This is a genomic window from Alcaligenes endophyticus (assembly GCF_026344035.1).
In the GTDB taxonomy this organism is placed as follows: domain Bacteria; phylum Pseudomonadota; class Gammaproteobacteria; order Burkholderiales; family Burkholderiaceae_B; genus Alcaligenes; species Alcaligenes endophyticus.
The window spans coordinates 29,171-52,353 of record NZ_JAPKND010000002.1; the positions used below are offsets into that span (position 1 = coordinate 29,171).

The 23,183-nt window shown below is 49.3% G+C and carries 22 protein-coding genes; 17 read left to right on the forward strand and 5 right to left on the reverse strand.

The window, feature by feature from the left end:
* Positions 1–4 precede the first annotated feature (4 nt).
* Entirely contained in the window at positions 5–1,498 is a 1,494-nt protein-coding gene (gene glpK / locus OSH01_RS04540) for a glycerol kinase GlpK (protein ID WP_266122889.1), read from the reverse strand.
* A gap of 201 nt (positions 1,499–1,699) precedes the next feature.
* Between glpK and OSH01_RS04545 the strand changes: the two genes are divergently transcribed.
* Positions 1,700–3,289, forward strand: coding sequence for a glycerol-3-phosphate dehydrogenase/oxidase (locus tag OSH01_RS04545; protein WP_266122890.1), 1,590 nt, complete (start codon positions 1,700–1,702; stop codon positions 3,287–3,289).
* Between the two features lie 17 nt (positions 3,290–3,306).
* On the opposite strand, the gene OSH01_RS04550 is transcribed toward OSH01_RS04545, so the two are convergent.
* Positions 3,307–3,753 carry a C40 family peptidase gene (locus tag OSH01_RS04550; protein WP_266122891.1) on the reverse strand — a complete coding sequence of 149 codons (447 nt, stop codon included), beginning with the start codon at positions 3,751–3,753 and terminating at the stop codon, positions 3,307–3,309.
* A gap of 517 nt (positions 3,754–4,270) precedes the next feature.
* Between OSH01_RS04550 and flhD the strand changes: the two genes are divergently transcribed.
* The 14 genes from flhD to flhF all read left to right on the forward strand — a co-directional run bounded on the left by flhD (position 4,271) and on the right by flhF (position 20,543).
* The gene (flhD, locus tag OSH01_RS04555) at positions 4,271–4,597 is read left to right on the forward strand and encodes a flagellar transcriptional regulator FlhD (RefSeq protein WP_266122892.1); all 327 of its coding nucleotides are present in this window, start codon (positions 4,271–4,273) and stop codon (positions 4,595–4,597) included.
* 18 nt (positions 4,598–4,615) lie between these two features.
* Entirely contained in the window at positions 4,616–5,281 is a 666-nt protein-coding gene (gene flhC / locus OSH01_RS04560; RefSeq protein ID WP_266122893.1) for a flagellar transcriptional regulator FlhC, read from the forward strand.
* Positions 5,282–5,428: 147 nt separating this feature from the next.
* Positions 5,429–6,301 carry a flagellar motor stator protein MotA gene (motA, locus tag OSH01_RS04565; protein ID WP_266122894.1) on the forward strand — a complete coding sequence of 291 codons (873 nt, stop codon included), beginning with the start codon at positions 5,429–5,431 and terminating at the stop codon, positions 6,299–6,301.
* Between the two features lie 9 nt (positions 6,302–6,310).
* Entirely contained in the window at positions 6,311–7,249 is a 939-nt protein-coding gene (gene motB, locus OSH01_RS04570) for a flagellar motor protein MotB (protein WP_266122895.1), read from the forward strand.
* A 70-nt stretch (positions 7,250–7,319) separates the two neighbouring features.
* Entirely contained in the window at positions 7,320–9,368 is a 2,049-nt protein-coding gene (gene cheA, locus OSH01_RS04575) for a chemotaxis protein CheA (RefSeq protein WP_266122896.1), read from the forward strand.
* A 16-nt stretch (positions 9,369–9,384) separates the two neighbouring features.
* Positions 9,385–9,885, forward strand: coding sequence for a chemotaxis protein CheW (locus OSH01_RS04580; RefSeq protein WP_266122897.1), 501 nt, complete (start codon positions 9,385–9,387; stop codon positions 9,883–9,885).
* A gap of 68 nt (positions 9,886–9,953) precedes the next feature.
* Positions 9,954–11,690, forward strand: a complete 1,737-nt coding sequence (locus OSH01_RS04585) for a methyl-accepting chemotaxis protein (RefSeq protein WP_266122898.1) — start codon at positions 9,954–9,956, stop codon at positions 11,688–11,690.
* Positions 11,691–11,693: 3 nt separating this feature from the next.
* A complete protein-coding gene (locus tag OSH01_RS04590) occupies positions 11,694–12,536 on the forward strand; it encodes a CheR family methyltransferase (RefSeq protein WP_266122899.1) in 843 nt (280 codons plus the stop codon).
* A gap of 34 nt (positions 12,537–12,570) precedes the next feature.
* Positions 12,571–13,629, forward strand: coding sequence for a protein-glutamate methylesterase/protein-glutamine glutaminase (locus tag OSH01_RS04595; RefSeq protein ID WP_266122900.1), 1,059 nt, complete (start codon positions 12,571–12,573; stop codon positions 13,627–13,629).
* A 41-nt stretch (positions 13,630–13,670) separates the two neighbouring features.
* Complete coding sequence (gene cheY, locus OSH01_RS04600; protein WP_266122901.1) at positions 13,671–14,060, forward strand: chemotaxis response regulator CheY; 390 nt, start codon at positions 13,671–13,673, stop codon at positions 14,058–14,060.
* A 12-nt stretch (positions 14,061–14,072) separates the two neighbouring features.
* Positions 14,073–14,705, forward strand: a complete 633-nt coding sequence (cheZ, locus tag OSH01_RS04605; RefSeq protein ID WP_266122902.1) for a protein phosphatase CheZ — start codon at positions 14,073–14,075, stop codon at positions 14,703–14,705.
* Between the two features lie 210 nt (positions 14,706–14,915).
* Complete coding sequence (gene flhB, locus OSH01_RS04610; protein ID WP_266122903.1) at positions 14,916–16,079, forward strand: flagellar biosynthesis protein FlhB; 1,164 nt, start codon at positions 14,916–14,918, stop codon at positions 16,077–16,079.
* Positions 16,072–18,186 carry a flagellar biosynthesis protein FlhA gene (flhA, locus tag OSH01_RS04615; RefSeq protein ID WP_266122904.1) on the forward strand — a complete coding sequence of 705 codons (2,115 nt, stop codon included), beginning with the start codon at positions 16,072–16,074 and terminating at the stop codon, positions 18,184–18,186. The genes flhB and flhA overlap by 8 nt, the downstream gene beginning before the upstream one ends.
* The gene (flhF, locus tag OSH01_RS04620; protein WP_266122905.1) at positions 18,183–20,543 is read left to right on the forward strand and encodes a flagellar biosynthesis protein FlhF; all 2,361 of its coding nucleotides are present in this window, start codon (positions 18,183–18,185) and stop codon (positions 20,541–20,543) included. The genes flhA and flhF overlap by 4 nt, the downstream gene beginning before the upstream one ends.
* A gap of 54 nt (positions 20,544–20,597) precedes the next feature.
* Here the strand turns inward: flhF and OSH01_RS04625 are convergent, their stop codons facing one another.
* The 3 genes from OSH01_RS04625 to flgA form a co-directional block, all read right to left on the reverse strand.
* Positions 20,598–21,065 carry a flagella synthesis protein FlgN gene (locus tag OSH01_RS04625; RefSeq protein ID WP_266122906.1) on the reverse strand — a complete coding sequence of 156 codons (468 nt, stop codon included), beginning with the start codon at positions 21,063–21,065 and terminating at the stop codon, positions 20,598–20,600.
* A gap of 24 nt (positions 21,066–21,089) precedes the next feature.
* A complete protein-coding gene (flgM, locus tag OSH01_RS04630; RefSeq protein WP_266122907.1) occupies positions 21,090–21,380 on the reverse strand; it encodes a flagellar biosynthesis anti-sigma factor FlgM in 291 nt (96 codons plus the stop codon).
* A gap of 94 nt (positions 21,381–21,474) precedes the next feature.
* Positions 21,475–22,110 (reverse strand): flagellar basal body P-ring formation chaperone FlgA, encoded by a 636-nt coding sequence (gene flgA / locus OSH01_RS04635; protein WP_266122908.1) that lies wholly within the window; start codon positions 22,108–22,110, stop codon positions 21,475–21,477.
* Positions 22,111–22,348: 238 nt separating this feature from the next.
* Here flgA and flgB point away from each other — a divergent pair, with 238 nt between their 5' ends.
* The gene (gene flgB, locus OSH01_RS04640; RefSeq protein WP_266122909.1) at positions 22,349–22,756 is read left to right on the forward strand and encodes a flagellar basal body rod protein FlgB; all 408 of its coding nucleotides are present in this window, start codon (positions 22,349–22,351) and stop codon (positions 22,754–22,756) included.
* 12 nt (positions 22,757–22,768) lie between these two features.
* Positions 22,769–23,176, forward strand: a complete 408-nt coding sequence (flgC, locus tag OSH01_RS04645) for a flagellar basal body rod protein FlgC (protein WP_266122910.1) — start codon at positions 22,769–22,771, stop codon at positions 23,174–23,176.
* Positions 23,177–23,183: the final 7 nt, after the last annotated feature.

A 23,183-nucleotide genomic window follows, 5' to 3' on the forward strand; every position in this document is an offset into this window, starting at 1 on the left:
CTGATTATTGAGTTCGTGCTTGGCGTACGGCACGTTCCCATTGATTCATTAGGTGATCCGCTTGATCGCGCGACAGCTTGGGTTCAAAAATACGCTCGGCTTGCCAAGTTTTCTCGATATCAGCACGATCACGATAAATACCTGCTCCTAGTCCCGCTAAATAGGCAGCTCCCATCACTGTCGTCTCAGTGATCTTTGGGCGAACTACGGGAATCCCAAGCAAGTCTGCTTGAAACTGCATCAATAGGTTGTTTTGGCTGGCCCCCCCGTCGACGCGTAGTTGTTGTATGGGGCTATGCTGGCTGTGAGCATTATCATTTTGCATAGCTTGAAGTAACACAGCGCTTTGATAGGCGATGCTCTCCAGAGCGGCGCGAGCAATATGCGCCATAGTGGTTCCCCGACTTAAGCCAGTTAAGGTGCCACGGGCCTGGGCATCCCAGTAAGGAGCACCGAGTCCTGTAAAGGCGGGTACAAATAACACACCGTCACTATGAGGCACACTTGCTGCCAGTGCTTCTACTTGGGGGCTATGCTCGAAAGCGCCCAAGCCGTCACGCAGCCACTGCACAACGGCCCCTCCGATGAATATGCTACCCTCAAGCGCATACTCAGGCTGCTCAAGGGTTTGTGCCGCACTGGTGCTGAGCAAGCCGTGATGAGAAGTTTGGCAGTGGTGGCCAGTTTGCATCAGCATAAAACAGCCGGTGCCGTAGGTATTCTTAACCATGCCAGGGTGAAAACATGCTTGCCCAAATAGTGCGCTTTGCTGATCGCCTGCGACACCACGTATGGGAATAGCGTGTCCAAGATGCTCGGCTGAGCACTGGCCAAAGTCGGCGCTCGATGCTAGTACCTGGGGAAGTAAATTAGCAGGGATAGAGAACAACTCTAACAGTTCTTGATCCCATTGGTTAGTATGAATATTGAAGAGCAAAGTACGAGAGGCGTTACTACGATCGCTTAAATGCGAGGCCCCGTTGGTCAGCTTCCAAAGTAGCCAGCTATCTATGGTGCCACAAGCCAGTTGACCTTGCTTGGCACGGTGTCGAGCACCGGGAATCGTCTCTAAAAGCCAACGCAGCTTAGAGGCGGAGAAGTAAGCGTCCAGAACCAAACCCGTGCGCTGTTTGATAAGGTCTGCTTTACCTTGCGAGCGTAAGGTTTCGCAGAATGCTTCCGCTCGTCTATCTTGCCAGACTATAGCGTTATGCAAGGGCTGGCCTGTTGATTTATCCCATAGCACCGTGGTTTCGCGCTGATTCGTAATGCCAATAGCGGCGATGTCTTGTGGCCGCAGCCCTGCTTGCTGTAATGCTTGTTTGGCCGTTTCGAGCTGGCTATGCCAGATCTCTAGGGGGCAGTGTTCAACCCACCCTGATTGGGGAAAGTGTTGTGTTAGCTCTTGCTGAGCCAAACTAATGATTTCTCCTTGTGGATTGACGACAACGCTGCGAGAGCTAGAGGTGCCTTGATCGAGTGCGAGGATGAAAGTCATAAATAAGAGACAGCTCAGAGAGAGTGGTGGGTAGAGGTGCCATGGTTCAATAAAAGCTAGCGATGTGCACGATCATAAAATTTACCCGCCATAAGGCAGTTATTGTTGACTTAAGGCGGTAAAATGTAGGTAATTACACTTAGGTTGCTACGATTATAAGCCCCCTCTCGGGACTTATACTCTCGCTGTGCGCTATACATCATGACAACACGTAACTCCCCCTTAGTCACTGAACGCTCGCGTTTGTTCTCTGCTCTAGAGCGCAAACAGCAGGTTGATTTGATCATCATCGGTGGCGGAGCCACAGGTCTAGGCCTTGCCTTAGATGCCGTTTTGCGTGGGCTAACGGTAGTTTTACTTGAGGCCTATGATTTAGCTAAAGGCACTTCCTCTCGTGCTACTAAATTAGTTCACGGAGGTGTCCGTTATCTGGCTCAAGGGGATATTTGCTTAGTTCGTGAAGCCTTGCGCGAGCGTAAACAGTTGCTCCGTAACGCGTCTCACCTAGCACAGCCTTTAGCTTTTGTGATGCCCAGTTATAGCCGCCTTGAGATCCCTTTTTACGCGGTGGGGCTCAATGCCTATGATTTACTCGCTGGCCCTAATGGCCTGGGGCACACTCAGGTACTTGCTAGCCGCCGAGTCCAAGAGCTTTTACCTGGCGTGCGTACTGCTGGACTAAAAGGTGGCATTAAGTATTGGGACGGGCAGTTTGATGATGCGCGACTGGCGCTGGCGCTGGCACGTAGTGCGGCCGCGCAGGGGGCGCTCATCCTGAATTATGCACCGGTTATGGACATCCTTCATGATAATGGGCGAGTCACTGGGGTGCGCTGCAAAGATAGTGAAACCGAGCGTGAATACGATATTTATAGTCCCTGTGTAATTAACGCCACCGGAGTATGGGTAGACGACATTCGACAAATGGATGGAAAGTCTGCAGGACGTGAATCACAAGCCATGGTTTCTCCAAGCCAAGGCGTGCATCTAGTGGTGGAGCAACATTTTTTAAATAGTGAACATGCTTTATTAGTACCCAAAACCCGCGATGGTCGAGTCCTGTTCGCGGTGCCTTGGTTAGGAAAGCTGATTTTGGGCACCACAGATACCGCCGTACAACAGCTAGATATAGAGCCTCGCCCCTTGCGTGCCGAAGTTGATTTCATTTTGAGCGAGGCCGGCAAATACTTGCAACGTGCTCCTCAGCGTTCGGATGTGCTAAGTGTTTGGGCTGGCTTGCGACCTTTGGTGAAGCCGCCTAGCAACGAAGGCGGAGATACGAAAAAGCTCAGCCGAGAGCACACGGTTCTTGTCAGCCCCAGTGGATTGGTGTCTGTCACAGGAGGCAAATGGACAACGTATCGCTCTATGGCTGAGAATGTGTTGGAGAAGTGCGTGCATGCAGGGTTGCTGCCGTCTTTACCTGCCAGTCGTACCGCTGACTTTCGTTTAATTGGGTCTCCCCTAGAGAATCGCCACCACTCTATGGCGCATGCTCCCAATCTGGAGGTCTATGGTAGCGAAGCCGATTGGGTGCAAAGTCTGCCCGGCGCAGATATTGAGCTATATCCAGGATTAAGTGTAGCGATGATAAGGTTTGCCTGTCGTTACGAATATGCTCGTAATCTTGAAGATATGCTGGCCCGCCGGTTTCGTTTATTGTTTTTAGACGCGCGTCAAGCTGCTCGCATTGCGCCAGAGGTAGCTAATGTGATGCAAGAAGAACTAGCCTGTGATCCTCAACTGGAGGCTTTTTTACAGCTCTGTGAACAGTACTCGACTGTTCCTTAAGCCATTGTTTACTAACGTTATAGCTCAAAAAAACGTCGCGCTGCAGTAAAGCGTTGCTTAAAATACGGGTTATGTAAAGAGTCTATACGCACGTGCCCTCCACTTGAAGGCGCATTAATGAAGTTGCCGTCTCCTATATATATGCCGACATGCGAGTTCGCCTTCCCTAGCGTATTAAAAAAAATCAAATCGCCTGCTTCTAGCTGATTAAGCGCAATGGCTCTCCCTAGCCGTGCCTGTTCGCCGCTTTGTCGCGGTATCGGCGTAGCGGTTTGGGGTTGAAACACATAGAAGACTAAACCACTGCAATCGAACCCTGTACTCGGGTGTGCACCGCCATAGCGGTAGGGGCTATCGAGCAAGGCGAGCGCATTAAGTGCCACGTCAGCACCTCGGTGGCTAGCAGGCATTGATGAGCGCATCTCGGTAGTACCGCGAGGCCCACCACAGCCAGCGATAAGCATAGTGCTGACCAAGATAATTACGTAATTTACATACAGCAATATATAGCGCCTGTGGGTGAGTACATTAAGTTGCGATATTGAAACTTAATGTGTAAGTCGATGAGTAGGCCAGTGCACCGGTATTTTTGTTCAATCGCGCGCTAGCTAACGCTTATTGGATGATAATAGGTTTGCTGAGGTAGTGGCTTGTCGTTTACCTTTTGTAGGGTTTAGGGTACGTTTTTCGTTTCTTTTGCACCGACTTTGATGCACATCATGTAACAAATGGGTGTTTAAGGCTACATTTCACTCTGTTTCTGTTAACATTTCTGCCTATGTTGATACTATTGATACATAAAAATCGTTGCTTGTATGTTGATTTTGCATGTTTTAAGCGACAAAAAGAATTTTTATGTTAATTAACGTATCTATTGCGGTTTTTTGTGTGGTGCTGGCATAGGGATGTAACAAAACAGCTGTTAAATGTGTTTGTGTTACGCGTTCTATATTAAGAAACAGCTTTTACAAGGAGGGCATCATGCCCGTAACGGATAACTCATTGCTCAATGACATTCGAGAAGTCAACTTGTCGTATTTAATGCTGGCCCAGCGTCTGTTGCAAGAAAATTTTGCAGCAGGAATGTTCAGATTAGGATTTGATGTGGATGTTGCTGAAACCATCGTGCGCTTGTCGCCAGCACAGCTAGTGAAGTTGGCGGGGTCGAACTCTTTAATTTGTGCTTTTCGTTTCAACGACTATCAATTACTGAGTGCGTTGACTCAAGATGTGTTGGGCGGGGTGTTGCAGCAAGCGCACTCTACCATTTTATTATCGCAAAAGTCGTTTGCTGAGTCAGCTGTCTAAAGGCATTACATCGTTGCTATGAGTACAAAAAGCGTCGCTAAAGAGGCACAAGAGATACAGCTTGCCAGCGATATGATCGTTTTGGGAGCCCGCCTGCAGGTATTACAGGCCGAAACTTCCTTAAGTTACGACCGCCTGGCGCGTTTGTATCGCGAGATCCGTGGCTGTTCACCGCCTAAAGGAATGTTGCCGTTTTCTGTCGATTGGTTTATGACATGGCTACCCAATATTCACTCCAGTTTGTTTTACAGTGTTTTTCGTTATTTGGAAAAGCATGCGCAGTGTGAACGGCCGCAAGCACTGATCCAAGCATATCGCTTGTATCTAGAGCAATCAGAAGCTGGGCGTATAGATAGTTCTGAAGAGCCGGTTTTGAGCTTTACACGGGCTTGGATGCTATTGCGTTTTTTTGATAGTGGCATGGTGCAGTTGTCATGTTGTGAGCGCTGTAGTGGCGCGTTTGTCTCTCATGCTCATGATCCTCACGTGGGTTTTATTTGTGCTATATGTCGTCCTCCTCCAAGGGCAGGTAAAACTCGTAGAACCAGCCGAGCTAAGCCTAGTCCACGTAATGAGTTGCCCCCGAAAGAAGCTAAGCAGCTTAAAAAAAGTGGGTCTGGAGCGATGCCAATGGAGTCTGTGCCGGTGTTAGCAGCCCTCCCAAGTAGTAAGGCTGAGGTCTAGGCTTGGCGTAGCGCCGCTGGTTGCTATAGAGCAAGCTGTTTTATTTATAAGCCTTAATCTAACGGTGAAAAGGCCGCTTAAAGGGCTTTTCTAGTGGTTGCGAAACCGGTCATTATTAGTGTGTGTACGTACAACTAGGGCATAGCAGTGCTATTACTGATTGGTTACCTTATTGTTTTTGTGTCTGTGTTCGGCAGTTTTGTCGGATTAGGCGGACATTTAGGGGCTTTATTTCAGCCTCTGGAGTTCACGTTAATTGCTGGTGCAGCGCTAGGTGCTTACTTCGCTTCTAATAGTGGCAAGTCGGTTAAAGCACTGGCAACGGCGATTCCTAAAGCTCTAAAAAGCTCACCCTATAACAAAGCGCTTTATATGCAACTGATGGGCTTGTTATACGTGCTGCTTAATAAGGCACGGCGCGATGGCATGATGTCTATCGAAAGTGATATTGAAGACCCCGCCAATAGCCCCATCTTCGCCGAGCACACCAATGTGCTGAAAGACCCTGTGCTAATGAACTTTATCCGGGATTATCTGCGGCTTATGATTAGCGGCAACATGAGTTCTTTAGAAATAGAGACACTCATGGATCAGGATATAGAAACCTATCAGCACGAATGTAACGTACCTGCTCGCGCTTTACGAGAGGTTGCCGATGCCTTACCTGCGTTTGGTATTGTGGCGGCGGTGTTGGGGGTAGTGAAAGCATTGGCCTCAGTTGATCAGCCACCTGCTATTTTGGCAGACTTAATTTCCAAGGCGATGGTGGGTACTTTCTTGGGTATTTTGTTGGCCTATGGCTTTGTGGCACCTTTGGCAGCGACGGTAGAGCGTCGTAGTGCCGATGCCACTAAGGTACTCGAATGCATAAAAGTGACCTTGCTCGCCAATATGAATGGTTACCCGCCTCAGCTCGCTATTGAATTTGGACGGAAAGTGTTGTTCTCGACTGAGCGCCCCTCCTTCGAGGAGCTGGAAGGACATGTCCGTCAGGCTCGTGCTTTGGGTAAGCGAGAATAAGGCTGCTTTATGAGTCGCTATCCAGATAGGGTCGTTATCCGGCGTAAAAAGAAAGTTGAGGCGCCTCATCACGGAGGAAGCTGGAAAATTGCTTACGCCGACTTCATGACAGCCATGATGGCTTTTTTCTTGGTGATGTGGATACTGACACTTGTACCCAAACAAGAACTCAAAGAAATTGCCGATTATTTTCGTATGCCTCTCGTTGATGCCGTGACCGGGGGCACACGGGCAGAGCATTCACGCAGTGTGATTCCCGGCGGCAACCCTAGTGTAGTACCACAAAAACATCCGGGCCAAAATTTCGGTGATGTCTATGGTGACCGCCAAGATGCTGAACGTCTGGAAGATTTAAAACATGCTCTAGAAGAGCTGATTGAATCTGATCCAATACTACGCGAATTTCGACCGCAATTGGTATTGGATATGACCGAAGATGGTTTGCGTATACAAATTGTTGATCATCAAAAGCGGCCTATGTTCGCCACAGGTAGCGCCATGGTGCAACCTTACATGCGGGTTATTTTACGGTCACTAAGTAAACCTGTGAACGATTTGCCCAATCCCATACAAATTAGCGGGCATACCGATTCCTCTCAGTATGCAAGCGGCGAGCGTTTATACAGCAACTGGGAGCTCTCAGCCGACAGGGCTAATGCGGCACGGCAAGAAATGGTGGCGGGTGGTCTGAATGAAGAGAAGGTAAAACGAATTTTAGGCCTAGCTGATACGGTCAGTTTAATTAAAGATAATCCTGCAGCAGCCGTAAATCGGCGTATTAGCATTTTAGTGCTCAATCAACGAGCTCAGCGCAGAATTGATGCTGAGGCCAGTCACGAGGTTGGTGATACAGACTGGCGTGATACAAGTCATGACGGGGCTATAAATGTAAATATACCAGGCTTGCCGCAGTTGCCTGAGCTACCACCTCTTATACCGGTGCAATAGTAATCGCTGATGGACTGGGTGCTAGAGCCTCGACTCGTTTGCGAGCTTGTTTATCAATAAGGATATGTGCATGAGCACTGGCGTAGACCTAAGTCAGTTTTATGAGACTTTTTTCGATGAAGCTGATGAACTATTGGCCGACATGGAAAGCCTGCTTTTAGAGCTTGATCTTGAAGCGCCTGATAGTGATCAGCTGAACGCGATTTTTCGTGCCGCCCACTCGATCAAAGGAGGGGCCAGCACTTTTGGGTGTTTTGGAAAGCTGGCAGAAACCACGCATCTATTGGAAAACCTGCTTGACCTGGTGCGCAATGGCGAAATGAGCCTGCGTAAAGACATGATTGATCTCTTCTTGGAAACCAAAGATGTGTTGACGGAGCAAGTAAGCTCTTATCGCGAGGGTGGAGACCCCGACGAAGATGCCTACCAGCGTATTTGTGAGCAGCTACGTCAGTTGGCGCTCGAGCAAAAAGGCATATTGAGTACCGCAGACGGTTCCGTTGACCTGGCTGTTGTCCAGCAGCAAACGGCGCAGCAAGCCCCGCTTGTTGCAGAGCCAAACACGCCTACAGGTACGTCTACACTTCATATTGCCTTGCGTGCAATCAGTAAAGCTGATCAAAAAGTCTTACTGGAAGAAATGGAACTTATGGGGGATGTGTTAAAAAGCAACCAGAGCGACGATAGCTTAGACATTTGGCTTAGCTCCACCGTAAGCTCCGAAGATATTCAAGCGGTATGTTGCTTTGTGGTCAACGCAGATCAGTTAACGGTCCAGCCTGTGCAGAATTTACCAGCTGGCGCAGCGTTGTTAACCCCGCCCCCTCAAGTGGCGTCAGAAGTGTCACCCGAGTCGATGGCTCCGGCCGTAGTCGCTGAAAAAGCAAGTGGTGCTCCAGTCAAAGCTAAAGCTAATGACAAGGCTCCCGCAGCGAAAGAGTCGAGCACGATACGAGTGGGTGTAGAAAAGGTTGATCAAATTATCAACCTAGTTGGGGAACTGGTGATCACGCAAGCGATGCTGGTGCAAACCGCCTCGACGCTAGACCCTGTAGTACATGACCGTTTACTGAATGGTATTGAGCAATTCGAACGAAATGCACGTGACCTCCAAGAGGCTGTCATGTCGATTCGCATGATGCCTATGGACTACGTGTTTAGTCGCTTTCCGCGCGTAGTGCGTGAAAGTGCAGCCCGCTTAGATAAGCAGATCAAGTTGGTGACCAAAGGGCAAGCAACCGAACTAGATAAAAGTCTCATTGAGCGCATTATTGATCCCTTAACCCACTTAGTGCGCAATAGTATTGATCACGGCATTGAAACGCCAGAGCAGCGCGTTGCAAAAGGAAAAGACCCAGAAGGTGTGCTCACCCTTTCTGCGCAGCATCAAGGCGGGCATATTATTATCGAGGTCATTGATGACGGGGCAGGTCTAAATCGCGACAAAATTTTGTCTAAAGCCCTCGCGAATGGTTTAGTTGCTAATGAAAATATTAGCGATGATGAAGTGTGGCAGTTGATTTTTGCCCCAGGCTTTTCCACTGCAGACAAAGTCACCGAGATATCAGGTCGAGGTGTAGGGATGGATGTGGTGCGGCGAAACATCCAAAGCATGGGTGGGCATGTGCAGTTGTACTCACGCCCTGCGGCAGGGACGACGACGCGTATTGTATTGCCGCTGACTTTAGCTATTTTAGATGGCATGTCGGTGCAGGTGGGCCAAGAAGTCTTTATCCTGCCTTTAGCCCATGTTACGGAGTCTATGCAGCCCACCCCCGCGCAGTTAAAGCGTGTGTCTGAAACCGATAGGGTCATGTTGGTACGGGGGGAGTATCTGCCCCTGATCTCCTTGCGGGAAGTGTTTTCCGTTGAAAACGGTGAAGTAGACGAGACCAAGGCTATCGCCGTCATTTTGCAAGCGGAGGACATGCGCTTTGCTCTGCTGGTGGACCATTTAATTGGTCAGCATCAAGTGGTGGTGAAAAACTTAGAAGCGAATTATCGCAAAATTCCAGGTGTTTCTGCCGCCACTATTTTAGGCGATGGCAGTGTGGCGCTTATTGTTGATGTGTTTGCATTACAGCGTTTGGCACGTGATCGTGCTGTAGCGTCGAACTGAATATTCGGAGAACTTCATGTCCTATGATAATTATCAAAATCCAGATCTAGCTGAGGGTTCGGGTAAAGAGTACCTGGTTTTTACCTTAGCCGAACAAGAATATGGCATCGATATTCTGAAAGTTCAGGAAATTCGCGGCTACGACACCCAAACTGTGACACGGATTGCAAATGTGCCCAGCTTTATAAAAGGGGTAACAAATCTACGTGGGGTAATCGTACCTATCGTTGATCTGCGTGTACGTTTCAATATGCAAAACGTGGAATACAACCACCAAACCGTCGTAGTGATCTTGAACTTACACGAACGAGTAGTGGGGATTGTCGTTGATGGTGTCTCTGATGTGTTGGTGCTTCAAAACTCACAAATTAGCGCCGCACCAAGTTTTGGGGCCGCATTTTCTACAGAGTACTTAACGGGAATTGGTACCTTAGGAGAGCGGATGTTGATCTTGGTCGATATAGAAAAGCTCATGACTAGTGAAGAAATGGCCTTGGTTGATGGTGCCATTGCGTAGTGTGAAAACAGGTGTAGCCAATAGCCACGCCTGAGCCTCGGGTTTCTATCAATAACAAGGTGTGTCTTATGTTTGGTGGATTACGTTTGGTGAATCTTAAAGTCAGAACCAGCCTGATTCTTGTATTAGTGTTTTTTCTGTGCATGCTTTTGGCAGGGGCGGCTCTAGGCATATTGTCGCTGCGTGCTAATAATTTAGCGTTAGAAAACTTAGTGAGTAATCAACGCATAGCGAATCAACTCACTAAAGCTGTGGAAAGCTATAAAGATACGCAAATTCAATTGGGCAGGGCAGCAGTCAGTTTTGTGGTTAATAGTGATCAGCAAAACCAAGATGTTATGCAAGAGTGGGGGGCAACGTTGGCCCGTGAGGAGCTGCTTAGTACAGATACGCAAGAACTCTTAACCTTAGTGCGAGAGTCATTAGCGACAGCCCGCTCAGATTTTTCGATTTACCAGCGTGAGGCAAACAGCCTAAGTAAACGGCATGAGGCCATAGATAGAGTAGACAGCGCTTATGTCTCATTACTTAATAGCGGTATTGCTCCCTTAATTGACTATTTAGAGCAGGGGCAAATTTCGGACTTTCGCACCTATTTGACTGGCACGACGAAATTGCTTGAAGACGATATGTACAGCGCCCTAGGGAGCTTATCGCGCCTGCAGCAAAGTCTCATTGAGCAAGAGTACCAAAAAGAAGCTAAACAGTATCAGCTTGTCATTAGCCTAGTGGGCTTTGCGATGGCTCTATGTTTACTTATCGCCTTCTTAGTGTATGTGTTTCTTAACCGTATGGTTCTGCGCCCTTTGCGGGTAGCGGGTGAACATTTTGATCGTATTGCCAGCGGAGACCTGACCAAACGTATTGATGTGTTTTCCAGCAATGAAATTGGTGTGTTGTACGAAGCAGTGCGGCGTATGCAATTGAGTTTGCAACGTATGGTGCAAACAGTACGTGAGGGCGTAGAGGAGATTAGTCTTGGCTCCCAAGAGATTTTTGCCGGAAACACCGATTTAAGCAGTCGCACTGAAGATCAAGCCGCCTCTTTGCAAGAAACGGCAGCGAGCATGGAAGAGTTGTCTAGCACAGTGCGACAAAATACCGACAATGCGCACGAGGCTGATCGAGTCGCCAAAGGCGCGGCAGCGGTGGCGCAGCGTGGTGGTGAAGCCGTTACCAAGGTGATAGATACCATGGAAGAACTCTCCGCTAGCTCTGGGCAAATCTCGCAGATTGTGAGTGTGATTGACGGCATCGCTTTTCAGACCAATATTCTGGCTTTAAATGCGGCCGTAGAGGCCGCCCGCGCAGGTGAGCAAGGCAAAGGGTTTGCTGTGGTGGCAGGAGAGGTACGGTCTTTGGCACAGCGCAGCGCCCAGGCAGCGCGGGAAATAAAAGGGCTCATCGAAGAGTCTCTTTCTAAAGTTCAGGCAGGGACGCGTCAGGTCGACGAGGCAGGTGAAATTATGCAAGATGTCGTGTCTGCCGTTCAGGGCGTAACGACCATCATGGCCGAAATCTCTAGTGCCTCCAGTGAGCAGTCAGAAGGTATTGATCAAGTTAACCGCGCAGTCATACAAATGGATGGAGGGGTGCAACAAAATGCTGCATTAGTACAGCAGGCGGCTGCGGCGGCGGGCTCCTTACAAGAGCAGGCCAGTCGGCTAGCCTCAGCGGTAGCGGTTTTTCGTATCAATGGTAACGAAGTCATAGATGTACCGTTCGATGATGAGCAATTGGATCATGGTTCAGGTTCACACACTGTGCCCTTGACGTCTTATAGCGGAGCTTTAGCCAGCTCTTGATTTATGAATAATTCTGTAAGTTCTTATGCTTACGCTTTGCCGGTACTGCCTCTAGCGTCTAAGGCTGATTCTGATCGAGCGGCACGCCTACTAAAACAAAATACGGGTATTGTTTTAGGCGCTCACAAAGAGGACATGATGGCGCGCACTTTGGGAACGCGTACCTTAGCCTGTGGTTTAGATCGAGTTGATCATTACTTGGATTATTTGGAAAACTCAGGTGAAGAGCCTGAGTGGACCAATTTTGTTAATGCTTTCACGATTAACCATACTGCTTTTTTTCGCGAGCAACATCATTTTGATATTTTGGCCGATTTCATTAGTGCTAGGCCTAAGCCTATAGATATTTGGTGTAGTGCGGCGTCCACTGGTGAGGAGGCCTACTCTATAGCAATGACAGTACGTGAGTCGTGCGTTGCGCCCGATAGTAACGTTAGTATTCTGGCTACAGATATCGATACTGAGGCTATTCAGAAGGCCAAACTGGGCATTTATACGCACGAGCGTATTGAGCCCGTTGAGCAGGCATTTAAGCAAAAATATTTTCTGCGAGGCAAGGGTAAACAAGAGGGCTTTGTGCGAGTAAAACCCGTGTTGCGTAATATGTTGCAGTTTGGAGTAGTGAACTTAAATGGATCGAACTGGCCTAGCAACAATAGTTTTGACGTGATTTTTTGCCGAAATACCATGATTTATTTCGATAAAAATGCTCAGGTTCGTCTGTTAGAGCGTTTTGCTGCCGCCATGAAACCTGGCGGTCTATTGTTCGTAGGGCACTCTGAAAATTTCTCCCATTTAACTAAGGCATTCCGCCTGCGCGGGCAGACGGTTTACGTGCGTAACTGAAGCAGCGATATTTTAAAAGGTTGTTTTTGTGGCGATGAAGAAGATTGGTGTGTTATGCGTTGATGATTCTGCTTTAGTGCGCAGTCTAATGCTGGAAATTATTAATAATCAGCCTGATATGGAAGTGCTAGCGGTTGCTCCCGATCCATTGGTTGCTAGGGAGCTAATAAAACAGCACAATCCTGATGTCTTGACTCTGGATGTGGAAATGCCTCGCATGGATGGCCTTGATTTCTTAGAGCGTCTGATGCGTTTGCGGCCTATGCCCGTGGTCATGGTGTCCTCCTTAACAGAGCGCAATTCTGAAGTGACGCTCAAAGCCTTGGAATTAGGGGCGGTGGATTTTGTCACCAAGCCCAGGCTAGGATTACGGGATGGCTTGCTAGAGTATTCGGAGCTGATAGCGGATAAAATTCGTGCCGCGGCCATGTCAAAGCCTAAGCGTATTGAACGCCATGCTGCCCCTGTTGCTCGTGCGAAAAGCTTGTCTGGTCATTTTTCCACTACTGAAAAGCTGATTATGATTGGAGCCTCCACAGGGGGCACCGAGGCGATACGCCAAGTGTTAGAGCCTATGCCTGCGAATTGTCCAGCCATCATGATTACGCAACATATGCCAGCAGGTTTCACACGCTCTTTCGTCAATCGATTAGATGGCTTATGCGCCATGCAGGTGCATGAGGCTGAGGACGGACAACGTGTGCTACCAGGCCACGTTTACTTGGCTCCTGGTGGTGTGGCACATATGAAACTAGCTCGTTCGGGTGCGAATTACGTAGTTAAATTAGTCGATTCCGAACCGGTGAATCGCCATCGACCTTCCGTAGACGTATTGTTTAAATCCGCAGCAGAAGTGGCCGGGCGTAACGCGGTAGGGGTAATCTTGACAGGCATGGGCAAAGACGGTGCGCAAGGTTTGTTAGCCATGAAAAATGCAGGTGCAGCCACCTTTGCGCAAGACGAAGCAAGTAGTGTCGTATTTGGTATGCCCAGAGAAGCCTTGCTAGTGGGGGCTACCGATATTGCTTTGCCGTTAACGCAAATTAGCGAACGTTTATTAGCGAGTGTTGGGGGCTATGGACACCGCGTGTAAGGCTAGACAGGCTTAGCTATTAATTCTATGGAGCGTAATAAATGGTACAAAAAAATATAAAAATTCTGGTAGTGGACGATTTCCCCACCATGCGTCGCATTATCAAGAATTTGCTCAAAGACTTGGGCTACGAGAATGTAGACGAAGCAGAAGACGGGCAAATAGGGCTTGAGAAGTTGCGTAACGGCAACTTTGATTTCGTGGTGTCTGACTGGAATATGCCAAATCTCGATGGCCTCGAGATGCTAAAGCAAATTCGTGCTGATGCGGCTTTGAGTAAATTGCCCGTGCTGATGGTGACAGCGGAAGCTAAAAAGGAAAATATCATTGCCGCTGCCCAGGCAGGGGCGAGTGGTTATGTGGTGAAGCCTTTCACCGCCGCCACGCTAGAGGAAAAGCTAAATAAAATATTTGAGAAGATGGGCAATTAAAGGAGAGTAGACATGACGGATGATAAGGCTGTGGAGCCGCAATCTACTTCCCCTGATCTGGTTTACCGTATCGCTAATTTAACGCGCCTGCTGCGTGATAGCATGCGGGAACTGGGACTAGATCAAGCCATTAAAGATGCAGCTCATGCTATACCCGACGCACGCGACCGCTTGCATTATGTGGCCTGCATGACTGAGCAGGCGGCCAATCGAGTACTCAACGCAGCAGAGCAAACGCAACCCTTACAGGACGGCTTGCAAGAGCAAGCCAAGTATTTAGATCAGCAATGGCAAGCATGGTTTGATGAGCCCAAAGACATTAACGAGGCTCGTGACTTAGTGCAGCAAACACGCAGTTATCTGCAAGAGGTACCGGTGGTTACCCAACAAACTCAGGAAAATTTGTTGGAAATTATCATGGCGCAAGATTTCCAAGACCTAACCGGACAAGTCATTACTGGCATGTTAGGGGTCGTCAGAACCATAGAGACCGAACTCTTACAAGTATTGATGGAAAGTGTGCCCGCTGAACGTCGCGAAGAAGCTAATAGTTTATTAAATGGTCCGGTTGTATCCAGTAAAGCGGTAGAAGTGGTGACCAGTCAGGATCAAGTCGATGACTTATTGGCCAATCTAGGGTTTTAAAGTTTGCCACCAGGGGCATGCGCATCTGTTCCCCGTGTAGTTAGGGCTGTTTGCCTTTAGCAGCCCTTGAATAGCCCTGCTTTCATCCCTTTACTCACGGGATAGCTAGGGTTGCTTGTTCAGTAGAATAACTGGCATGACAAGCTGCGTCTGTAGGGTTTATTCGGCCTAGGCGTTGCGGCCTGTAACTTCGATTCCTGCTCAAGCGCAATGGCTGAAGATAGCGATTTAGAAAAAACAGAACCGGCCTCTCCTCGACGCATTGAGAAAGCGCGTGAAGAGGGGCAGATCGCTCGTTCCAGAGAGCTTAATACCTTTCTGTTACTGGCTGTTGGAGTGGCCATACTCTGGTTGGGGGGCGGCTATTTCTATCATAATTTGCGTCTGCTGATGCGCAATAGCATGTGGTTTGATCCTAGGGTGGGCACTGATACTGACGCAATGGTAATTGTCGCGGTAGAGGGAGCTTTTCACGCCTTATTAAGCATGAGTCCTTTATTTGCAGCCTTAGTGGTGGTGGCCGTATTGGCCTCTGTCGCCTTAGGTGGCATGATGTTTTCATTGAAGTCCCTAGAGCCCAAATTTGAGCGCTTGAGTCCTCTCAAAGGTATAACGCGCATGTTCTCGGCGCAAACCGTGATCGAGCTGGTCAAAACTTTGGCCAAGGCGGGCCTGATAGGCAGTGTCTCGGTGTATGTGATTTGGGCTCAACGAGAACAAATGACCAGCTTGATGTTTGTCGAGCCGCGTGAGGCCTTAGCTGTTGGTATAGGGTTGGTAGCTCGGTGTTGCGCACTGATTGTGGCGAGCTTACTTATTATTGTGTTAATCGACGTGCCCTGGCAGTTGTGGTCCTATTACAAAAAGCTGCGCATGTCGCGGCAAGATGTAAAAGAAGAACATAAAGAAAGCGAAGGGGATCCACACGTTAAAGGACGTATTCGGCAACAGCAGCGAGCCATGGCGCGTTCGCGCATGATGGCGCAAGTGCCAACGGCGGACGTGGTGATTACAAACCCTACTCACTACGCCGTAGCCTTGAAGTATGAACAACAAAGCGGTGGGGCCCCTAAAGTTGTCGCTAAAGGTTCGGGCTTTATCGCTTTACGTATACGTGAATTAGCCGCTGAGCATCGCATTCCACAACTTGAGGCCGCACCACTTGCTAGAGCACTCTACTTTAACGTGGAGCTCAAGCAGGAAATTCCGGATCAGTTGTATTCAGCCGTGGCAGAAGTTCTTGCCTGGGTGTATCAGCTCAACAATTGGCAGCGTCAGGGTGGCGCTAGGCCTGCGCAACCCGATCATTTAACTGTGCCGCCTGGAATGGATCAGCGCGTCACGGCTAACCGTACTACTAGTAACCATGAATAATTTTCTGGCTTTATTGAAAAACCACAGCGGTCACCATGCTCGTCTTCTAGCAGGGCCGGTACTTATTCTCATGGTCATGGCCATGATGATATTGCCTTTGCCACCCATGCTATTGGACTTATTGTTCACGTTTAATATTTCCTTGGCCGTGATGATATTGCTAGTGGCTATGTTTACAAAAAAGCCATTGGATTTCTCCGCTTTTCCTTCTGTATTGCTGTTTGCCACCTTGTTACGTTTAGCGTTAAACGTGGCCTCGACACGGGTTGTATTGCTGCATGGGCACGAGGGTCCAGACGCTGCAGGCCGTGTGATCGAGGCGTTTGGCCATTTTTTGGTGGGCGGAAACTTTACGGTGGGTTTAATTGTTTTCATTATTTTGGTGATTATTAATTTCATTGTGATTACCAAAGGGGCAGGGCGCATTGCCGAGGTGGGAGCCAGATTCACCCTTGATGCCTTGCCGGGTAAACAAATGGCAATTGATGCAGACTTAAACGCAGGCCTTATAGGTGAAGAGGAGGCTCGCAGCCGCCGTAAAGAGGTGTCCCAAGAGGCTGAGTTCTACGGTTCCATGGATGGTGCCAGTAAGTTTGTGCGCGGTGATGCGGTAGCAGGCCTGCTGGTTATGGTGATTAATATTATCGGTGGCCTTGTTATCGGTGTGGCACAGCATGATATGTCGTTTGCAGCAGCCGGTAAGACCTACACCTTGCTCACTATTGGTGATGGCTTAGTAGCTCAAATTCCTGCATTGATTATTTCTACGGCGGCGGGTGTCGTGGTGTCGCGTGTTGCGACTGACGAAGACGTTGGGCAGCAAATGGTTAGCCAGTTGTTTCGCAACCCTACTGTCTTGTTTATTACTGCCGGCATCTTGGCGTTAATGGGCATGATACCCGGCATGCCTAATTTTGCTTTTTTAAGCTTAGCATTGTTGCTCGCCGGTTTGGGCTGGATGCTACATAAGCAACAGCTAGAGCGTGTACAGGCGCAACAAGAACCCGATGAGCTACAGCAAAATACGGCGGATGCCGCTGCTTCTGAGGCGAGTTGGGATGATGTGTCCATGATGGATCCACTAGGCTTACAGGTGGGCTACCGTTTAATCCCTTTGGTGGATCATACTCAAGGGGGCGAGCTATTGCACCGCATTCGCAGTTTGCGTAAAAAATTCGCTCAAGATATCGGATTTCTGCCGCCGGTAGTGCATATCCGTGACAACCTAGAGTTAAAGCCTAATGATTACCGCATCTTGTTGTATGGCGTAGAGGTAGGGCAGGGGACGGCGAGTCCGGGGCAATGGCTGGCTATTAATCCAGGTGGGGTCACTCTAGAATTACCCGGTACGGTCACTACTGACCCTGCTTTTGGCTTGCCTGCAGTGTGGGTGGATGTTGAACTGCGCGAGCAAGCACAGATCTCCGGCTATACAGTGGTTGATGCTAGCACTGTAGTGGCGACGCATTTGAATCATTTATTGCATCGTCATGCAGGCGAACTGCTAGGCCGCCAAGAGGTTCAGCAGTTGTTGGAGCATCTAGGCCGCGAGGCGCCGAAGATGATCGAAGATCTGGTGCCGCAGGTCATTGGTTTGGGGCAGTTGCTGAAAGTGTTACGTGGTTTACTCGAGGAAGAAGTACCCATTCGCGATATGCGTACGATTTTGGAAACCTTGGCTGAGCACGTGCCACGTTTGCAATCCCAAACGGCAGCGGGAGTTATGTTAAACGAGAGCGCTGAGCTTTTAGCTGCCGTGCGGGTGGCCCTAGGTCGTGCGATTAGTCAACAATGGTTCCCCGGCGAGGGGGAGATGCGCGTGATTGGATTGGATGCACGTCTAGAGCGTGTATTGACGCAAGCGATTAGTAGCAGCGGGGCGTTGGAGCCCGGTCTGGCCGATACGGTACTCAATGAGGCAGCACAGGCGTGTACCTACCAAGAGCAACATGGAGACCCCGCTGTGTTGGTGGTGCCACCCATGCTGAGAGCCTCTTTATCGCGCTTTTTGCGCCATCATTTGCCTCAGTTAGGCGTCTTATCGAATACCGAAATCCCTGATGATCGTATGGTCAGAGTAACAACAATAATTGGTCAATCTGCATGAATATAAGCCGTTTTTTTGGTATTACCAGCCGTGAAGCGATGCGTCAGGTGCGCATGGCCCTGGGTCCCGATGCGTTAATTGTCTCCAATCGTAGAGTGGGGGGAGGGGTAGAGATCCTTGCCGCTGATGCGAGCGGCGTACCGCCAAATGCTTCAGCTCCTGTTACCCCTACAGTTGCCATAGAACCTTCGCATGGTTCGTTAAAAAGCACCCCTGGGAGACAACCGGACTATGGTAACGCTTCTGAAGCAGGTGTTTTACACGCCATAGGTACGTTGCAGGGGGCCTTGGAAGGTAGGCTGGATGAGCTGCTGTGGAGCCATCAAATGCGCCACACGCCTGTTGCCTTAAGCTTGTTTCAGCAATTGCTGGCTAGTGGTTTTAGTATTACTTTATTACGTGCGCTCTTGCGTCGTTTGCCCGAAACCCTCGGCGAACGAGCGGCTATGCAATGGGTGCGCGCTGAGCTAGAGCAGCGTTTGCCTATGCTGCGGAGCGAAGAGCAGTTGTGGCAACCGGGGCTGGCGCTAGCCTTAGTTGGGCCGACAGGGGTTGGCAAAACCACTACCTTGGCTAAGCTTGCCGCTCGCGCTGTCCGTCGCTTTGGTCCAGAACAAGTAGTGCTGATCACGACAGATACTTATCGCATTGGTGCACATGAACAGCTCAAAATTTATGGTGACCTACTGCGCATACCGGTTCACGTTGTGCAAGATGCACAGCAGTTACGCCAGGTCTTACTGGCACAGCGTCCGGATCAACTGATTTTGATTGATAACGTGGGGATCAGCCAGCGTGACCAGTATGTACTAGAACAAGCCAGCTTACTGGCTAATACAGGTCGACGAATTCAGCGTTTACTGGTGTTAAACGCGGGCAGTCAGGGTGATACCTTAGATGAGGTCGCACGTAGCTACAGCAAAGACGGAGGCACGCCCTTAATAGGTTGCATTATTTCTAAGCTCGATGAGGCGATACGTCTAGGAGCCACCTTGGATACTGCAATACGTTTTAAGTTACCAGTGCATTATGTGTCGGATGGGCAAAAGGTGCCCGAGAATTTACGTTATCCCAGTGCTGCCGACTTAGTAGGCCTAAGCTTACAAAGCAGGCATCACAATGCCGCCTTGTTCACGCCCAGCCAAGCCGACTTAGCAGCTATGCTTAATCATGACAGCCGGGTTGATGTGCAGTATTTACAACGCGAACACGAGCGTCGAGTGGCGCTATTGCCTAAGTTGTTGGCGGCAGCAACGCCCACTGATTTTGGGATGCTATCGGTTGAGCAAACGAGCGCGGCCTTAGGCATGTTAGATGATAGTGCGCTTTTTACCGAGGCTTTTGATCTTTGGCGTGCGGCTTCAGACCTATCGGCGCAAGGTGCTACTGAGCACAATGCTTCAGTTTCGCAGCGCTTGCTACAGACGGCCTTACAAGAGCTCAGTGAGCCGCTGCAGCAGCCTGCATTGGTCTCACATGTTCTGCGTGCTTCAGCACCAGGGCAGGCCGAGCAACAGCTATTTAGTACCGTATTCACTCCTACAGGCCAAGTTTTATGCACACCTTATTATCAAACATTGGGTGCTGCGAGTTGGTCAAATTCGTTGGGTGAGCAAGCATTAGAGCAGCGTTTGCCTATGCAGGCTATCTGTGCTGCCATGAATGACATTCAAGCGCTGAGTGCAGCACATACGATTTGGCATTTGTGTAGTGCAGGTACGCCAACCCAAGTGCGTTTACTATTGGCGCAGCCTTGCAATTGGATTGCCCATATATCACCCACGCAAAAAATCTGGCATAAGGGCATAGCGACCTTGCCTTCTGCAATCGCCAAAGAGGTAGTGTTTGATGCCGTGCCGGACTTGGCCTCCAGTATACGGCTACAGGGCTGGGAAGATATGTTCTTGGGTGAGCTAAGTTTGTGGTACGCCAGTACTCCTGTGCAATATAAAGCGCGGGGCCAAGAAGATGTAGCGCTACATATGTTAACGCTCAGAGTAGTCCGACGCTCTGACGGGCAACTGCTTAAAAGTTTTTACGCTTTGTACCATCATCAGTACGGGCCTATTTTAAGTTTTCCGCAGATGGCAGCAGGTGTCTTAGCGTCAATTACCTATCAGGAAAGTTTGCGTTGGCACAACGCCATGCAGACTCATTTACAGGGGCTAGGAGTTCAAGAGCCTCACCCTCTATTAGTGGCGCAGTTGAGCTTGGCTGCTGCTAATGTGGTGTATGGTGCAGATAATCAGCTTGTGTGTCGTGTGGCGGCTGCTTTATTAGGCACAAAACAATTAAAAAAATCGCAAGCAGTGCCTGCCTTGCTAAAATTGTTGATATTAAAAGAGGCAATAAGCTAGCCCAGTGAGTAAAAAGGCTCACAGAGTGTGTCTTTTTGCAGTAGCGCTAGTGGATTACGCTTTGAATGATGTGTTGCCTAAAGCGGCGCTAGTGGGGCGGCCATGAGCAGTATAAAAACTGTTTTTCCCCGTGATGGCTGCTAGCGTGTCTAACGCTTGTTGGTTGTTATTGAGAAAAATATGAATTAACGCCCCGTTATTTTCATTTTGTTGGCGGGCGGTTGCACTTAGGCTAATCAAGGTTTGGACGGCGTCAGCGAGTTCGGGCACTTGTAGGGCTAAGGCCTGCAAGCCTTCCGCATCAGGACCTAGTTCAAAAGACTGCAAATATTGGTGACGTTCGTGATCTAACTTAATAATGTCGGCAAGCAGTAGGTTTTTTTGTTGAGTAATGCTGGCCAACGCTTCGGGCTCAAAAGAACGTAGTAATAGCTCGTGTTCAGTTTGGGCGACATGCAAAAATTCGTGCAATGTTGCAATGTGACGTTCTAGGCAGTGAGCGAGATCAGAGTGCGGGGGCATAGTGGATAGGTAGGCGCGGGCCTGTTATTTCATGAGGTCTCGTGCAGTGGCTAGTAAGCTATCTGCAATGTTACTGGTATCAATTTTTAGTTCGCCTTTCGCAATGGCAAGCTTAATAGCGGATACTTTTTCCATATCGATGTCGTGACTGGGCGACTGCAATTGTGCCAGCTGACGACCCGCTGCGCTGAGATCAACAGCGTGGCTACTTTGCTGGGGCGTTGTGTACTTGGCCGCCTGCTTGGCGCTGTTTGTAGTGCTGCCAACGCTGGTGCGTTCGACGACTGTTTTGCTGGGCGTTGGGCTGATTTTCAAGGTGTTCTCCAATAGGGGCAGTGGCTTGCTCTCATTGTAACGGCATCTAAATAAATTACTTTAGCGTTCGGGATGGGCGTTGTAATCATTCTAATTACATCAGTACCTGAACGGTGCTTGAATCTAGCACGGTGGCCGAAATAACCTGCCCAGAGCTTACTCGCACTTGAATTTGGCTCCCTGGTGATCCAGTTTGTAGGGCTTGACCTTCACCGCTGATCACAAAACCGATTCCGCGTGCAATGGTACGCACGGCTTGACCGCGCACAATCGCTTGCGGGTCACGTAGTGTATTTTGACGAATTAGACTGCCTGAGTTGATGCGTTGGCTAGCCACAAAGCCGATGATTTGGCTGGGGTCTGACAGCGCGCCATTAGGAAGGCGTAAAAGATCTCCTTCGCGTGCCACTAAATCGTCTAGGCTAATTGTCTCGCCTAGGGCGATAGTGCGATTACTGACATAATAAAAGCCTTGAATGCTTAACGTGGCGGGCACGGAGGTAGTCCAAGGGCTAGTAGGATTTAAGCAACGCAAGCCTATGCTCATGCGTGTGCGCAAACGCGTACCACTGGTAAAAAAAGCTTGAATATCGGAGCAAGCTGCCTGTTCGCGTAAACGACTGCTGTCTATGTGCACTTGTGCTTGGCCCGGGATGGTTTGGGCTTGCTCAAGCAGAAAGTCGTGAGCCACTTTGCTTAGGGTGGTGATATCTGTTGTCGCACCGACCATGCTGCTAACAAGTAGGCAAGTGATTGAAGCAAAGAGAGTACAAAGGCGCTTGATGGTCAGCATGGGGGTTATTGTAAACAGTGGATTCAGGCTTCAAGGCTTGAACTGGCGCTAAAATCACTCGCTGTTTTCCACTTTGTTAAGTACTAAGGCTGACTAAGATATTGCTACGGTGGGCAAAGGATTGTGCGTGCGCATATTTCTTGCCCAGTTTTGATACATCAGCCCAGAGTACAGCATGATTGATCGCATCAGCGCCGATTTGCAATTTTATCAAACTGCCTTGTCTGTTCGGCAGGAGCGCCAAGAAATATTGGCCTCTAATATTGCTAATGCCGACACCCCTCATTACAAGGCTCGTGATCTCGATTTTTCCACGGCTATGAAGCACGCCCTGAATGAGCGTAAGCGTTTAGCTGACACCTCCTTAACACTAACTTCCGCTCAGCATATTCCGGCCCAGGCGCATAGCCCAGCTCCTACTCAGTTGCTGTATCGCGTGCCTGTGCAGGCCAGCATGGACGGAAATACGGTCGAAATGGATGTAGAGCGTATGCAGTTCGCCGATAACACCATGCATTATCAAAGCTCTATCAATATTTTGTCGCAACGCATTAAAGGCCTTATGGCTGCTTTGCAACAATAACCAGGATAGCTCATGAGTTCACTTTCTATTTTCCAAATAGCAGGCTCGGCCCTAAATGCGCAGTCACAGCGTATGAACGTGGCCGCAAGCAATATTGCTAATGCTGATAGCGTGGTGGGTCCTGATGGACAGCCCTATCGTGCACGTCAGGTGGTATTCCAGGTCGCACCATTGGGCCAAAGTGATCAAGTGGGTGGTGTCCGCGTAGCGGCAGTGACACAAAGCGATGCGCCTATGCGCCTACAGTACGACCCTAAAAGCCCTTATGCGGATGAGCATGGTTATGTACACATGCCTAATGTCGATGTGGTAGCCGAAACGGTCAATATGTTGTCCGCCTCTCGCTCTTATCAAGCCAATGTGGAAGTAGTGAACACCGCTAAAAGTTTAATGATGCGCACCTTAACGATAGGGCAATAAAGGAACG